Origin of the sequence: Mangrovimicrobium sediminis (assembly GCF_004745945.1) — a bacterium.
GTDB lineage: Bacteria > Pseudomonadota > Gammaproteobacteria > Pseudomonadales > Halieaceae > Mangrovimicrobium > Mangrovimicrobium sediminis.
In genome coordinates, this window is record NZ_SRLE01000014.1 from 174,858 (window position 1) to 187,424 (window position 12,567).

Here is a 12,567-nt window from a genome sequence, read left to right on the forward strand (position 1 = left end):
TTGCGATTGCGAAATCCGTGCCGGCGGGGGCGCCGCCGCTGCGGCGCAGGAACTACAGCGCGGCGAGCACCGCCGCGCCCATCTCACGGGTGCCGACCACCCGCATGCCTTCGCTGGCGATATCCGCGGTGCGCAGGCCGCTGTCGAGCACGCGGCTGACCGCGGTCTCGATGGCCTCGGCTGCCTGCGGCGCGGCCAGCGTGTAGCGCAGCATCATCGCCACCGAGAGGATGGTGGCCAGCGGGTTGGCCTTGTCCTGGCCGGCGATGTCCGGCGCGCTGCCGTGGCAGGGTTCGTACATGCCGCGGCCGTCTTTATCCAGCGACGCAGAGGGCAGCATACCGATGGAGCCGGTGAGCATGGCCGCGGCGTCGGAGAGGATGTCGCCGAACATGTTGCCGGTGACGATGACGTCGAACTGCTTGGGCCGCATCACCAGTTGCATGGCGGCGTTGTCCACGTACATGTGGCTGAGCTCGACATCCGGGTACTGCGGCGCCAGCTCGTCCATCACCTCGCGCCACAGCACCGTAGCCTCGAGCACGTTGGCCTTGTCCACGCTGCACACGCGGCCGTTGCGCTTGCGCGCTGCGTCGAAGGCCAGGTGACCGATGCGGCGCACCTCGGATTCGCTGTAGCGGTAGGTGTTGAAGCCTTCACGCTCACCGTTGTCCAGGGTGCGTATGCCGCGCGGCTCGCCGAAGTAGATACCGCCGGTCAGCTCGCGCACGATCAGGATATCCAGGCCGGCGACGACCTCGGGCTTGAGGCTCGAAGCGTCGGCCAGCTGCGGGTAGAGCAGCGCCGGGCGCAGGTTGCCGAACAACTGCAGCTCCGAACGGATCTTCAGCAGGCCGCGCTCCGGGCGCAGCTGGCGCTCCGCCGCATCCCACTTCGGGCCACCCACCGCGCCGAGCAGGATCGCCTCGGCGCTGCGCGCCTGGTCCAGGGTGATTTGCGGGCAGGGCTCGCCGTGCACGTCCAGCGCGGCGCCGCCCAGCAGGCCATCTTCCAGCTCGAGGTCCAGCCCGAAACTGCAATCCACCGCCTGCAGCACGTTCACCGCCTCGCTGACGATCTCCGGGCCGATGCCGTCGCCGGACAGGATCAGGATTTTCTTGCTCATGTGTGTTTCCGTCGTTTGTCGGTAAAAATCGCGACCGCGTACTAGCGGATCGCGTCGAACAGCCAGGGCGAGCGCTCGCGCCACTGCGCCTCGAAGGCGCGGATCGCATCCTCGCGCTGCAGGGTCAGGCCGATATCGTCCAGGCCCTCGAGCAGGCAGTGGCGGCGGAAGGCGTCCACCTCGAAGGCAATTTCCTCACCGGACGGCGTCACCACCCGCTGGCGCTGCAGGTCCACGGTGAGCTGGTAGCCCTCACTGGCATACATCTCCCCGAACAGGCGGTCGACCAGCTGCACGTCCAGCTCGATCGGCAGCAGGCCGTTCTTGAAGCAGTTGTTATAGAAGATGTCGGCAAAACTCGGCGCGATGATGCAGCGGAAGCCGTAATCCTCCAGCGCCCACGGGGCGTGCTCGCGGCTGGAGCCGCAGCCGAAGTTCTCACGCGCCAGCAAGATGGAGGCACCGGCGTAGCGCGGGAAGTTCAGCGGGAACTCCGGGTTGATCGGGCGCGCGCTGCAGTCCTGCCCGGGCTGGCCCTCGTCGAGGTAGCGCAGCTCGTCGAACAGGTTGGGGCCGAAGCCCGAGCGCTTGATCGACTTCAGGAACTGCTTGGGGATGATCAGGTCGGTGTCGACATTGGCGCGATCCATGGGCGCCACCAGGCCGTTCTCCACAGTAAATGCCTTCATGCTTATACCTCCTTCCAGTCGCGCACATCGACAAAATGACCGGCCACCGCAGCGGCCGCGGCCATCGCCGGGCTGACCAGGTGGGTGCGACCGCCAAAGCCCTGGCGCCCCTCGAAGTTGCGGTTTGAGGTGGAGGCGCAGTGCTCGCCGGCGCCGAGCTTGTCGGCGTTCATCGCCAGGCACATGGAGCAGCCCGGTTCGCGCCACTCCAGGCCGGCGTCGATAAAGATGCGGTCCAGGCCCTCGGCCTCAGCCTGCTTCTTAACCTGGCCGGAGCCGGGGACCACCATGGCCTGCTTGATGCTGTCGGCCACGCGGCGCCCCTTCACTACCGCCGCAGCGGCGCGCAGGTCCTCGATGCGCGAGTTGGTGCAGGAGCCGATGAACACGCGGTCGAGCTTGATGTCGGTGATCGGCGTGCCCGCCGCGAGGCCCATGTATTCCAGGGCGCGCGTCGCGGCGGCGCGGCGGGTGGCGTCGCTGAATGCGGCCGGGTCGGGCACGCTGCCATCTACGGGCACAACCATCTCGGGCGAGGTGCCCCAGGTCACCTGCGGCTTGATCTCCTCGCCGGCAAGCTCCACCACCGTGTCAAACTGCGCGTCCGGGTCCGAGTGCAGCTCGCGCCAGGCACTCACCGCAACGTCCCACATCTCGCCGGCTGGCGCGTAGGGGCGACCCTTCACGTAGTCGATGGTGGTGTCGTCCACCGCCACCATGCCGGCACGGGCGCCCGCCTCGATCGACATATTGCACAGGGTCATACGCCCTTCCATGCTCATATCGCGGATCACCTGGCCGCCGAACTCGATGGCGCAGCCGGTACCGCCAGCGGTACCGATCTTGCCGATTACCGCCAGGGCCACGTCCTTGGCGGTAACACCGGGCTGCAACTGGCCGTCGATGCGCACCAGCATGTTCTTCATTTTTTTCTGGATCAGGGTCTGGGTAGCCAGCACGTGCTCCACTTCGGAGGTGCCGATGCCGTGGGCCAGCGCCCCGAGTGCGCCGTGGGTGGAGGTGTGCGAATCGCCGCAGACCACGGTCATGCCGGGCAGGGTCGCACCCTGCTCCGGACCGACCACGTGCACGATGCCCTGGCGCACGTCGTTCATCTCGAACTTGACCAGGTCGAAGTCGGCGCAGTTCTCGTCCAGGGTCTGTACCTGCAGCCGCGACACCGGATCGGCGATGGCGGCGACACCGGCGGCGCGCTCGGCGCTGTCGGTGGAGATGTTGTGGTCCGGCACGGCGAGGATGGCGTCGCGGCGCCAGGGCTTGCGCCCGGCCAGGCGCAGGCCCTCAAAGGCCTGCGGCGAGGTCACTTCGTGGATCAGTTGCAGGTCTATATAAATGAGGGCGCTGCCGTCGTCGCGCGCCTCGATCAAATGGTTCTGCCACAGCTTGTCGTAAAGGGTCTGCCCGGACATGGGACACCTCGCCTGACTAGATAACTAGAAGGCGCGCATTATGGGCTTGCACTCGCAATTACTCAAATTTATTATTTTTATCGCATGGATAAAATATTGGAATAGATATGGATTTGCAGAACCTGCAGGCCTTCCTGCTGGTGGCGGAGAGCGGCTCGTTCTCCCTGGCGGCGCAGCAGCTACACCTGACCCAGCCCGCGGTGAGCAAACGCGTGGCCCTGTTGGAGGAAGAACTGGGCAGCAAGCTGTTCGACCGTATCGGGCGCAGTATCGGCCTCACCGAGGCGGGCCTCGCCCTGCTGCCTCACGCCAAGAATGTCGAGCGCGAACTGCGCGCCGCGGCGCAGTCGGTGCGTGACCTCACCGGCGCCGTCGGCGGCAGCCTGCGCCTGGCCACCAGCCACCACATCGGCCTGCACCGCCTGCCGCCGGTGCTGTCCAGTTTCAGCCGCGAATACCCGGCGGTGCATATCGACATCGACTTCATGGATTCCGAGCAGGCCTATGAACTGATCGGCCAGGGCAAGGCCGAGCTGGCGGTAGTGACGCTCTCCCCCAGCGACGAGGCCAGCGTGATCAGCGTGCCCGTTTGGCACGACCCGCTGGAGGTGATGATCGCCCGCGATCACCCGCTGCTGGACAGCCCCACGGCGCCGGACCTCGATGGTCTCAGCCACCACCCGGCGATCCTGCCCGGGCTGAACACCTATACCGGGCAGATCATCAAGCGCCTGTTCGACGCCCGCGGGCTGGAGCTGCAGGTCACCATGGCCACCAACTACCTGGAGACTATCCGCATGATGGCCTCGGTGGGCCTGGGCTGGACCATCCTGCCGCGCAGCATGCGCGACGCCTCGCTGGCGGTGATCGAGCTGCCGGACATCACCATGGAGCGCACCCTGGGCGTCGCCTACCACCGCGGCCGCAGCCTGTCGCGGGCGGCGCTGGCGTTCATGGCCACCACCCGCGCCCACGGCGACAACCCTGCCTGACCCCGCCGCCCTGCGGCGACCGCCACCTGGCTACCCGAACCCGTTCCCACGCCGCGCCTGGTGCCGCGCGGGCAAAGCGTGATGCGCATCGCAGTTTAGTACACGACTATTGACTATATCGACAAGGCTTGTTTACATTAATCCCATGGACGCTCCCGCCAACCTCAATATCGACACGCGCCGCTACCTCGAAGGACCCGGCCTGGTCACCCACCTGATGGTGCTGACCCACTTCGTGGAGAAGCGCTCGCTGGCCATGCTGGCCTGCGACGACGCCAACCACGGCAAGCTGAGCCTGGCGTACTCGGGCTTTGTGTCGCTACTGGCCGAGCGCGAGCACTCCCCCGGGGAACTGGCGGCGCAGCTCGGCATCAGCAAGCAGGCCTGCAGCAACACCCTGCGCGAGCTGGAGCAGCAGGGCCTGATCGCGCGCCGCCGCAACCCGCGGGACAGCCGCTCGACGGTGGTCAGCCTGACCGACGAGGGCGCCGCCCTGCTGCGCGCGGGCATCGCCTGCACCAACCAGTTGCACGACGAATTTGCCGCCACCCTGGGCGAGGAACAGCTGGAGCGCCTGGGCAGCGTGCTGGAACGCGCGGCACGCCTGCTCGGCGTGGACATCCCGGTACTGCATGCCCTGCAGGCCGACGCCCGGGACCAGGCGCACCCGCGGCGACTGACCCTGCTGCTGCCGGGGCTGAGCACCTACTTCCGCCGCTCGCTGGGCCAGGATATCGCCGGCCGCGGTTTCGGCGGACTGAAGACCAGCCACGGCCCGCTGCTCGGCCTGGTCAATCGCGAGGGACGGCGCCTGCAGTACATCGCCTCGGTGCTCGGCCACAGCAAGCAGGCGGTCGCCGCCACCTCGCTGGAGCTGGAACGGCTCGGCTATGTGGTGCGCGAGGCGGACCCGGAGGACAAGCGGCAGATCGTCCTGCGCCTGTCACCTGAGGGCACGCGCCTGGTGGATGCCTCGCAGGCCGCCGTGCGCGAGCGCGAATCCGCACTGCGCGAACTGCTCGGCGCGGATGACTACCAGTGCATGGACGAGGCGCTGGCGACACTGTATTTCCAGGTGGTCGACGAGTTTGACCCACCCAGCGTGCTGCCGGAGAAGATCCAGCAACTGGGCGACTACCTGATCTCGGAGCTGGGGACCGCCGGTGCGCGCACCCTGGCCCAACATTTAATGACAATCACAAGAGGTGACACGTAATGGAAACCACGTTCCTTTCATCGATTCTCGAGCGCGGGGAGTGGCTGCTCTCGTTCGGTGCGCTCATCGCCGTACTGGGGATTCCTGCACTTGCCAGGTACGTGGTGCTGCTGGTGCCGACCTTCCGCGAGACCCGCCGTCTCAACCAGGAGGTTGCCGCGAAGCAGGTCACCAAGAGCTTCTACAACCCGATCCAGAACCGCAGCAAGTTCTGGGGTCTGCTGACCACGGCGTTCATCTTCACCTTTATCCTGCCGTTCTGCCTGACGCTGGAGCCGCAGCCGATCTGGCAGATGCTGCTCGATATGTTCATCATCCTGATGTTCTATGACTTCTTTTATTACCTCGTGCACCGCTTCCTGTTCCACGACGGCGGCTTCGGCCCGGGACCGCTGATGTGGGTGCATGCGGTCCACCACCAGCAGAAAAACCCCTGCCGCCTGGACTCCAACTACCTGAACCCGATCGAGACCTGCATGGGCCTGGGCCTGTACGGTGCGAGCATCGGCGCGCTGGCGGCCATGATGGGGCCTTTCCACGTGGCCACCATCGTCATCACCTGGATCGCGTTCTCGGAAATCAACCTGCACAACCACGACCGCATGAGCGAGGAGTCCGACCGCTTCCCGTTCAAGTACCTCAAGTACATGTCGTTCATGCACCACGTGCACCACGCGCGCTTCACCGCGGGCAACTTCGCCACCATCTCACTGTTCTACGATTGGCTGTTCGGCACCTACGACGTGGGCCAGGGCTGGGGCAAGAACAAGCGTGAGAATGCCGGCAACAGCGGCGCGGGTGCCGGCGGCAAGCCGGTGGCCGGCTGAGGCGTCAATCCAGGTTTAACCCTCTCCACATCCCGGGGACGGCGTCGCCACGCGGCCCGACCCCGGTGTGTTCCGCAAAGTAGAAGGTGCCGTTGAAGCGCGCCACTACCCGCTCCCCGTGACACACCCGACCGTGCGCGAAACCGAAGTGCCGCTTGGTCGACACCCCCTCAATTTCCGTATGCAGCCACTGGCCGAGTTTGCCGGCGCCGATGAAATCGACGCTGAGGTTCACCGTGGGCGCGCCGGTGCGCCGCCCCGCGCGCAGGGTCGCGCCGCTGGCGGCGGCGATGTCGGCGAGAGTCATGATCACGCCGCCGTGGCAGATGCCCAGGGAGTTGCAGTGCTGCGCCTCCACCAGCAGGCCGAAGCCGACGATGCCGTCCGCCAGTCGCCGGTACAGCGGGGCGAGGCCATCGATGAAGCCCAGGCCCCCGGGCATGGGCTCGAAATCCGTGGGCACCTGCTCCCGGTCCTGGTCCTGTGCTGTCATGCCTGCTCCTTCCGCGGTGTCGCCGTCATCTAGAAAATACCCATGGCCAGGCCCGCGGCAAAGGCCTCGCCGAGTTCCCCGGCCCGCAACCCGGCCTGCTCGTCCCACTCGCCGCGGCAGATCACCGGTTCGGTGGCCTCGACCAGGGGAATCCCGGACAGGATACGCTGCAACTGGGCGACGGCGTTGCGGCCGTCGTTGCCGGCACTCACCAGCAGCGCACAGGGCAGCGTGATGCCGCGCTCGATGGCCGGGTAGAACACCCGGTCGACAAACTCCTTCATCCCCCCGGCCAGGTAGCCGGCATTTTCCGCCGCCACCAGTAGCAGACCGCCGGCGGCGGCGAGGTCCGCCACGCCGGCGTCGCAGGCGCGCAGGACGCGTACGCGGACCCCGGATTCACGGCCGGCGCCGTGCGCCGCGGCGCGCGCCAGTCGCGCACAGGTGCCGCTCTGGGTGTGGTAGACGATCAGCAGGTCGGTCATGGGACATCACCGTAGCAGGGCCGGGATTGGAGGATAAGCTACCAGAAACTGTCATCTTTGCCCGGGGCGCCCGTGTCGCAGGGTGATTCGGAACAAGTTATCCACAGGGCGGGCTGTGGATAACTGTGGGGAAAAAGTTGTCCACCGGGCTGTCCACGGCCCCACCCCAATACTTGCACCATTTCAGTACACAATCCTTGCCTGCACCTTTTTAAACCTTAAATCAATTACTTAGGAAAATCGTCGGGAAAGCATGGAAAAATAGTACGGCTAAACCGGTCCCGGCGGAAAGTCAAGTGCCGGTGTGGATAGAATTCCGGGACACGTGTCAGAGTGACCACTAACGCTGCAGGCCACGTGACTGCAAAGGTTTCATATTTTTGAGGGAAATGTGACAGCGCTCACACTGCCTGGCGATGGCCCAGGCGAAAGCAGCAGTGGATGCGGCGGTTGCGCGCAAAATCCTCATCCAGCGTCTCGCCGGTGATGTCCTCGCAGGCGAACTCCGCCTGCAGGCCCGGATCGAGGCGGAAGCCGCGGCGGTTGTTGGAGAAGTACAGCACGCCGCCCGGGCGCAGGCAGGCCATTGCCGCGCGCACCAGTTCGGGATGGTCGCGCTGCACATCAAATGTGCCCGCCATGGCCTTGGAGTTGGAAAACGACGGCGGGTCGAGCAGGATCAGGTCGTAGTCCCCGGCCGCCGTGCTCAGCCACTCCAGGCAGTTGGCCCGCACCAGGTGGTTGCGCGCCTCGCCCAGCCCGTTGTGCGCCAGGTTCTTGCGCAGCCAGTCGAGGTAGGTGTTGGACAGGTCCACACTGGTGGTCGAGCGAGCGCCGCCGAGGGCGGCGTGCACCGTCGCGCTGCCGGTGTAGCAGAACAGGTTGAGGAAGTCCCGGCCCTCGGCCTCGCGCGCGATGCGCAGGCGCAGCGGGCGGTGGTCCAGGAACAGTCCGGTATCCAGGTAGTCGCGCAGGTTGACCAGCAGTTTCGCCTGGCCCTCGCGCACGCTGATGAACTCGCCGCGGTTGTCGCGCTTCTCGTACTGGGCGGTGCCGCGCTGGCGCTGGCGCTGCTTGTAGGCGATCTGCGCCGCGGGCACGCCGAGAGCCTCCGGCAGGGCGGACATCACTTCCTGCATGCGCCGCGCCGCCGCGTCCGGGTCGACCCCCGATGGCGCCTGGTACTCCGCCACGTGCACGGCGTCGCCGTAGAGGTCGACGGCGACCGCGTACTCGGGCATGTCGGCGTCGTACAGGCGGTAGCACTCGATGTGCTCGCGTTTCACCCAGGGCTTGAGCCGCCGCCGGTTCTTGCGGATGCGGTTGGCGAACATCGCCGCGCCCTCGCTCAACTCTCCGGGCGGAGTCTGCGCAGCGCCCTGCCCTTCCCCATTGTTGTTCCCGCTGGCAACCGCGGCCGGTGCCTGGCGCAACTCGTTGCCCGCCAGGTGGAACAGCAGCAGGCGGGTCTCGATGGGGCCGTTGAAGAAAGCGTACTGCTTGTGACTGCGCAGGCCGGTGGCGCGCCCGAGGTCGAGGTCCGAGGTGAGCACGGCGGCCTCCCAATCCGGGAATTCGCGCGCCATCACCTCGCCCAGTTCGCGGTACAGGTAGACCAGGCTGGATTTCTCGCCGAGGCGTTCGCCGTAGGGCGGGTTGCACACCAACAGCCCACTCGGCAGCGGTCGGTGGGTGGGCTTTTTCAGCGCACCCAGGGGCTTGCAGCTGACGCGCACCGCCTTCTGCAGGCCGGCGGCGGCGATGTTCTCCTGGGCGCGGCGCACGGCACCCGGGTCGGCGTCGTAACCGCGCATCTCCGGCAGTTCGCCGGCGCGGCCGCGCTCGGCCCGCCCGCGGGCGTCGGCGAGGATCATGCGCCACTGCTCGGCGCTGTGTTCCAGCAGCGCCTCGAAGCCGAAGCGCGGGCGGCCCAGCGCCGGGGCGACGTCCGCCGCCATCAGCGCGCCCTCCAGCAACAGGGTCCCGGAACCACACATGGGGTCGATCAGGGCCCCGCCCGCGGCGGCCATCTCCGGCCAACCGGCGCGCAGCAGCACCGCCGCGGCGAGGTTTTCCTTCAGCGGTGCCGCGCCGCCGCGGCTGCGGTAGCCGCGCAGGTGCAGGGAACCACCGCCCATGTCTACGGCCAGCGCCGCACGACCCTTGGCGATATGCACGTTGAGCAGCACGTCGGGCCTGCGCCGGTCCACCGCCGGGCGGCGGCCGGCGTGGCGGGAGAACCAGTCGACCACCGCGTCCTTGCAGCGCTGGGCGCCGAACTGGGTGTTGCGGATGCTGGCGCTGCGCCCGGAAAAATCCACGGCGAAGCTGCGATTCGGCGCGAACCAGGCACTCCAGTCGACACCGAGCAGCGCCTGGTACAGCGCGTCCGCCTCATCGGTATCGAAACTGGCGATCGGCAGCAGGATACGGTTGGCTAGGCGCGACCACAGGCAGGCGCGATAACCCAGCGCCCGCGGCCCGGAAAAGTGCACGCCGGCCACGGTCTCGCGGGTGTGCTCGGCGCCGAGCGCCGACAGTTCGCTCGCCAGCAGGCTCTCCAGCCCCCTGGGACAGGCGGCGAACCAGTCGATGGCCGCCGGTGTGGGATTGGTCATCAGGCTTTCTTACGTGATTTGGGGGTGCTGCGCTTGGTGCCCGAGCTCGAGCGGGTCCGCGTCGTGGTGGTTTTCGCTTTGGCTTTCGCCCTGGCCTTCGCGGCGGGGCGCGCGGTGCTGCGCTTGCCGCCGGCAGTCTTGGACTCAGCAGCGTCGGCATCGGCCGGTACTGTGCGCGCTTCTTTTTCGCGCTGCATCATGTCGACCACGAGGTTGCTGGAACTGACCATGTAGTGAATGAAGCGCTCGTACTCCTCGTCCGTGAAGCTGCGCAGCACGTCGTGCTGGCGGTACAAATTGACGAAGCGGCGCTCGCGCTCGTACTGCCGCGGCAGCGCCATCACCCCCAATTGCTCCAGGGTCTGTTCCAGCGCCGGGTTGTAGGTGCGCATGAACTTGATCAGGAACGGGATAGGGTCGTGGCGGGCCAGCAGCGAAGCGCTGCGCAGGACCATCTCCAGCGGCATGATGGTGTTGCCGCGCTCGACGTCCTCCAGCACGCTGCCGTCGGAAAGGCCAAGGGTCTCGGACATTTCCTTGACCGAGAGGCCGGCGGTCTCGCGGGCGTCGCGCAGGAAATCCCCGGCCTCACGCATGGCCTCCTGGCGCTCCGGCTCGAGCTGGTTGAGCACGGTATTGCGCAGCCAGGTCTCGCCGAACATCGCGGTCAGGGTGGCAGTGCTGCGCGCGAGCTCGAGCGTGCCCCCGGCGACCTGGCCGGTCAGCCGGCGCAGGGCGTCGAGCAGCGAGTCGCTGGAGTGTTCGTCTTTGGCCATAGCGCTAGCATAGCCTATTCCACCCCGGGCGCGGAACGCCCCGCATCGGCGGCCTCCGGCGGCAGACCGGTCTCCAGGCGGAATATCTCGCGCATCAGCCGGCGCCACTCATCGTAGCGCGCCTGCAAAGTGCCACCGAGGCGGAACACCCGGCCGCGGGTCTGCACCACGGTGGGCTCGATCTCGTTGTTGAAGCCGCCGGCCAGTTCGTCGAGGTCCTGCTGCTGGATGCGGTAGGCGCGGTAGGCGTTGTAGTCGCGCAGCATGGAGGGATAGCTGCCCGGGCGGTCGTTGTCCTCGCGCAGTTCGACGCGCTCCTCGTACTGCACCCGGTAGGTGGCCTGTTCCCAGCGGTACTGCCGCCACAGGTTATAGGTTGTGGCCATGGCGTCGTGGAGTTCACCGTACTGCTCGTCCGCGACATCCACGAACAGGTATTCCTGCTGGCGCACGCGCTCCACCCGCGCCAGCATCGGGTCGTCCGCCGCAGGTTCGCGCAGCAACTCCCAGGGCGCGTCGCCGCCGCCCTGGAGATAACCGGCAAAAGCCTCCGGCGCCAGGCCCTGGGCGTAGCGCAGGCTGGCGACCAGGCGCAGTTGCTCGAGGTCCGACACGGACAGGCTCGCCAGCATCCGCCCGAGGTCGTCGACCACCTCGCGATAGAGCCCGGCGAAGGGCTCGTCACCGTCGCTCACCGGGTATGTGTCGGCACTCGCCGCCTGCGTGTATTCGCGCGCCAGCCAGACCCGGCCGCTGGCGTCGCGCGCTTCCAGGAACAGCGACAGGCGCTGGCCGGTGGCGCTGACAATGCGTCCGTGCACGGTCAGGTCGACCAGCGGGCTGTCGTCGGGCAGTACGCGCACGGCGCCCCAGTCGCCGGTGGCCTCCAGCATGCGCCGCAGTTGTACGGGCATGTACAGCGCTTCGGCGCGGCGAATGCGGGGGAAGACGTTCTCGCCATCGCTGCTGACGGGCGCCTGAAGCCCCTCGTCGAATACCACGATGCCCACGTCGAGATAGACCTGGGCCTGCGCCAGCAGGGGCAGCAGGCCGAACACACAGCAGAACCACCAACGCACCAGGGTCATTGGGCAGGCCGCTCGGTAGTGCAAACCTTGCCTTTACTCAGGGTCTGCCGGCAGATAATGCCCGACTGGCTGGGGTCGTAGCGCACATAGACCCGGCGCACGCCGAAAGGCTCGGAGACCTGCGGGCTGCGCAGTTGCGTGTAAACCTGCAGGCGGTTGCCGGCAGGGTCGAGGGTGAAACGGTGGGCAATGCGCAACCCCTCGGGCAGGGCAACCCGGAACAGCAGTTGTTCGCGCAGCCAGCCGCAGTCCTCGTCACCCAGCGGCGAGTCGCGGCGCGTCGATACGCCGGCGCCGAAGTCGCACTGCAGGGCGAAACTGCCCTCGCGCTTGACCGTGATACCGCTCTCCTGCTGGTCGATGTGCAGGAGCACCGGCTCGAGCACGACGTAAGTCATGCGCACGAGGTCTTCCAGGCCACGCGCATTGGCGTAGATACGGGCGTCCGTCGGGGTACCGAGCCCCTGGGCCTGGCGCTCCACCTGGCGCTGGAGTTCGCCGAACAACTGCCCCACTGCTTCATCGAGGCTGTCGCTTTGCTTGAGGTCCACCACCCAGTCTCCGGAAAAATCCACCGGCGCGGCGTCCACCTGCACCGGCACCAGCGGCTTCGAGCCACAGGCCGCCAGCAGGCTGCAGGCGAGAACCAGCAGGGCGCGGTACGCAATGTGGGTGGGGATCGACATAGGGCGCGTAGTGTAACCCAGGAGCGTGTCGCCAGTGCCTGGCGGCGCAGTATTCACACCCGGCCGCGCGTTCGTCCGCCGGCGGGATTCTGGCGTATACTCAGCCCCCTCAACCACCACGGAATCGACGCAGGTATCGGC

The 12,567-nt window shown here is 67.1% G+C and carries 12 protein-coding genes; 3 read left to right on the forward strand and 9 right to left on the reverse strand.

The genetic code is table 11. The annotated features are described in order from the left end of the window. Positions 1–52 precede the first annotated feature (52 nt). Genes leuB through leuC form a run of 3 tightly spaced genes read right to left on the reverse strand, consistent with a single transcriptional unit; the run spans position 53 to position 3,245 of the window. Positions 53–1,126: a 3-isopropylmalate dehydrogenase gene (leuB, locus tag E4634_RS19215; RefSeq protein WP_135446293.1), complete on the reverse strand. Its 1,074-nt coding sequence runs from the start codon at positions 1,124–1,126 to the stop codon at positions 53–55. A gap of 41 nt (positions 1,127–1,167) precedes the next feature. Further along, positions 1,168–1,815 (reverse strand): 3-isopropylmalate dehydratase small subunit, encoded by a 648-nt coding sequence (leuD, locus tag E4634_RS19220; protein ID WP_135446294.1) that lies wholly within the window; start codon positions 1,813–1,815, stop codon positions 1,168–1,170. Positions 1,816–1,817: 2 nt separating this feature from the next. Next, positions 1,818–3,245 (reverse strand): 3-isopropylmalate dehydratase large subunit, encoded by a 1,428-nt coding sequence (gene leuC, locus E4634_RS19225; protein ID WP_135446295.1) that lies wholly within the window; start codon positions 3,243–3,245, stop codon positions 1,818–1,820. 107 nt (positions 3,246–3,352) lie between these two features. On the opposite strand from leuC, the gene E4634_RS19230 reads away from it, so the two are divergent. The 3 genes from E4634_RS19230 (at position 3,353) to E4634_RS19240 (ending at position 6,280) form a co-directional block, all read left to right on the forward strand. Beyond that, the gene (locus tag E4634_RS19230; RefSeq protein ID WP_135446296.1) at positions 3,353–4,237 is read left to right on the forward strand and encodes a LysR family transcriptional regulator; all 885 of its coding nucleotides are present in this window, start codon (positions 3,353–3,355) and stop codon (positions 4,235–4,237) included. 145 nt (positions 4,238–4,382) lie between these two features. Then, positions 4,383–5,453 carry a MarR family winged helix-turn-helix transcriptional regulator gene (locus E4634_RS19235; protein WP_135446297.1) on the forward strand — a complete coding sequence of 357 codons (1,071 nt, stop codon included), beginning with the start codon at positions 4,383–4,385 and terminating at the stop codon, positions 5,451–5,453. Then, on the forward strand, positions 5,453–6,280 hold the full coding sequence (locus E4634_RS19240) for a sterol desaturase family protein (protein ID WP_135446298.1): 828 nt from the start codon (positions 5,453–5,455) through the stop codon (positions 6,278–6,280). Before E4634_RS19235 ends, E4634_RS19240 begins: the two co-directional genes overlap by 1 nt. 4 nt (positions 6,281–6,284) lie before the next feature. Here E4634_RS19240 and E4634_RS19245 read toward each other — a convergent pair whose 3' ends face one another. The 6 genes from E4634_RS19245 to E4634_RS19270 all read right to left on the reverse strand — a co-directional run bounded on the left by E4634_RS19245 (position 6,285) and on the right by E4634_RS19270 (position 12,426). Then, entirely contained in the window at positions 6,285–6,773 is a 489-nt protein-coding gene (locus E4634_RS19245; protein ID WP_135446299.1) for a PaaI family thioesterase, read from the reverse strand. A 29-nt stretch (positions 6,774–6,802) separates the two neighbouring features. After that, positions 6,803–7,258 carry a flavodoxin family protein gene (locus E4634_RS19250; protein WP_135446300.1) on the reverse strand — a complete coding sequence of 152 codons (456 nt, stop codon included), beginning with the start codon at positions 7,256–7,258 and terminating at the stop codon, positions 6,803–6,805. A 401-nt stretch (positions 7,259–7,659) separates the two neighbouring features. After that, positions 7,660–9,876: a bifunctional 23S rRNA (guanine(2069)-N(7))-methyltransferase RlmK/23S rRNA (guanine(2445)-N(2))-methyltransferase RlmL gene (gene rlmKL, locus E4634_RS19255; protein ID WP_135446301.1), complete on the reverse strand. Its 2,217-nt coding sequence runs from the start codon at positions 9,874–9,876 to the stop codon at positions 7,660–7,662. Then, complete coding sequence (locus tag E4634_RS19260) at positions 9,876–10,652, reverse strand: helix-turn-helix domain-containing protein (protein WP_135446302.1); 777 nt, start codon at positions 10,650–10,652, stop codon at positions 9,876–9,878. Before E4634_RS19260 ends, rlmKL begins: the two co-directional genes overlap by 1 nt. Positions 10,653–10,666: 14 nt before the next feature. Beyond that, positions 10,667–11,740 (reverse strand): hypothetical protein, encoded by a 1,074-nt coding sequence (locus E4634_RS19265; RefSeq protein WP_135446303.1) that lies wholly within the window; start codon positions 11,738–11,740, stop codon positions 10,667–10,669. Further along, positions 11,737–12,426, reverse strand: coding sequence for a hypothetical protein (locus tag E4634_RS19270; RefSeq protein WP_135446304.1), 690 nt, complete (start codon positions 12,424–12,426; stop codon positions 11,737–11,739). The genes E4634_RS19265 and E4634_RS19270 overlap by 4 nt, the downstream gene beginning before the upstream one ends. Positions 12,427–12,567: the final 141 nt, after the last annotated feature.

Excerpts from the sequence above, each read along its gene's own strand:
- leuB (WP_135446293.1), bottom strand. The coding sequence starts at position 1,126 with ATGAGCAAGAAAATCCTGATCCTGTCCGGCGACGGCATCGGCCCGGAG.
- leuD (WP_135446294.1), bottom strand. The coding sequence starts at position 1,815 with ATGAAGGCATTTACTGTGGAGAACGGCCTGGTGGCGCCCATGGATCGC.
- leuC (WP_135446295.1), bottom strand. The coding sequence starts at position 3,245 with ATGTCCGGGCAGACCCTTTACGACAAGCTGTGGCAGAACCATTTGATC.
- E4634_RS19230 (WP_135446296.1), top strand. The coding sequence starts at position 3,353 with ATGGATTTGCAGAACCTGCAGGCCTTCCTGCTGGTGGCGGAGAGCGGC.
- E4634_RS19235 (WP_135446297.1), top strand. The coding sequence starts at position 4,383 with ATGGACGCTCCCGCCAACCTCAATATCGACACGCGCCGCTACCTCGAA.
- E4634_RS19240 (WP_135446298.1), top strand. The coding sequence starts at position 5,453 with ATGGAAACCACGTTCCTTTCATCGATTCTCGAGCGCGGGGAGTGGCTG.
- E4634_RS19245 (WP_135446299.1), bottom strand. The coding sequence starts at position 6,773 with ATGACAGCACAGGACCAGGACCGGGAGCAGGTGCCCACGGATTTCGAG.
- E4634_RS19250 (WP_135446300.1), bottom strand. The coding sequence starts at position 7,258 with ATGACCGACCTGCTGATCGTCTACCACACCCAGAGCGGCACCTGTGCG.
- rlmKL (WP_135446301.1), bottom strand. The coding sequence starts at position 9,876 with ATGACCAATCCCACACCGGCGGCCATCGACTGGTTCGCCGCCTGTCCC.
- E4634_RS19260 (WP_135446302.1), bottom strand. The coding sequence starts at position 10,652 with ATGGCCAAAGACGAACACTCCAGCGACTCGCTGCTCGACGCCCTGCGC.
- E4634_RS19265 (WP_135446303.1), bottom strand. The coding sequence starts at position 11,740 with ATGACCCTGGTGCGTTGGTGGTTCTGCTGTGTGTTCGGCCTGCTGCCC.
- E4634_RS19270 (WP_135446304.1), bottom strand. The coding sequence starts at position 12,426 with ATGTCGATCCCCACCCACATTGCGTACCGCGCCCTGCTGGTTCTCGCC.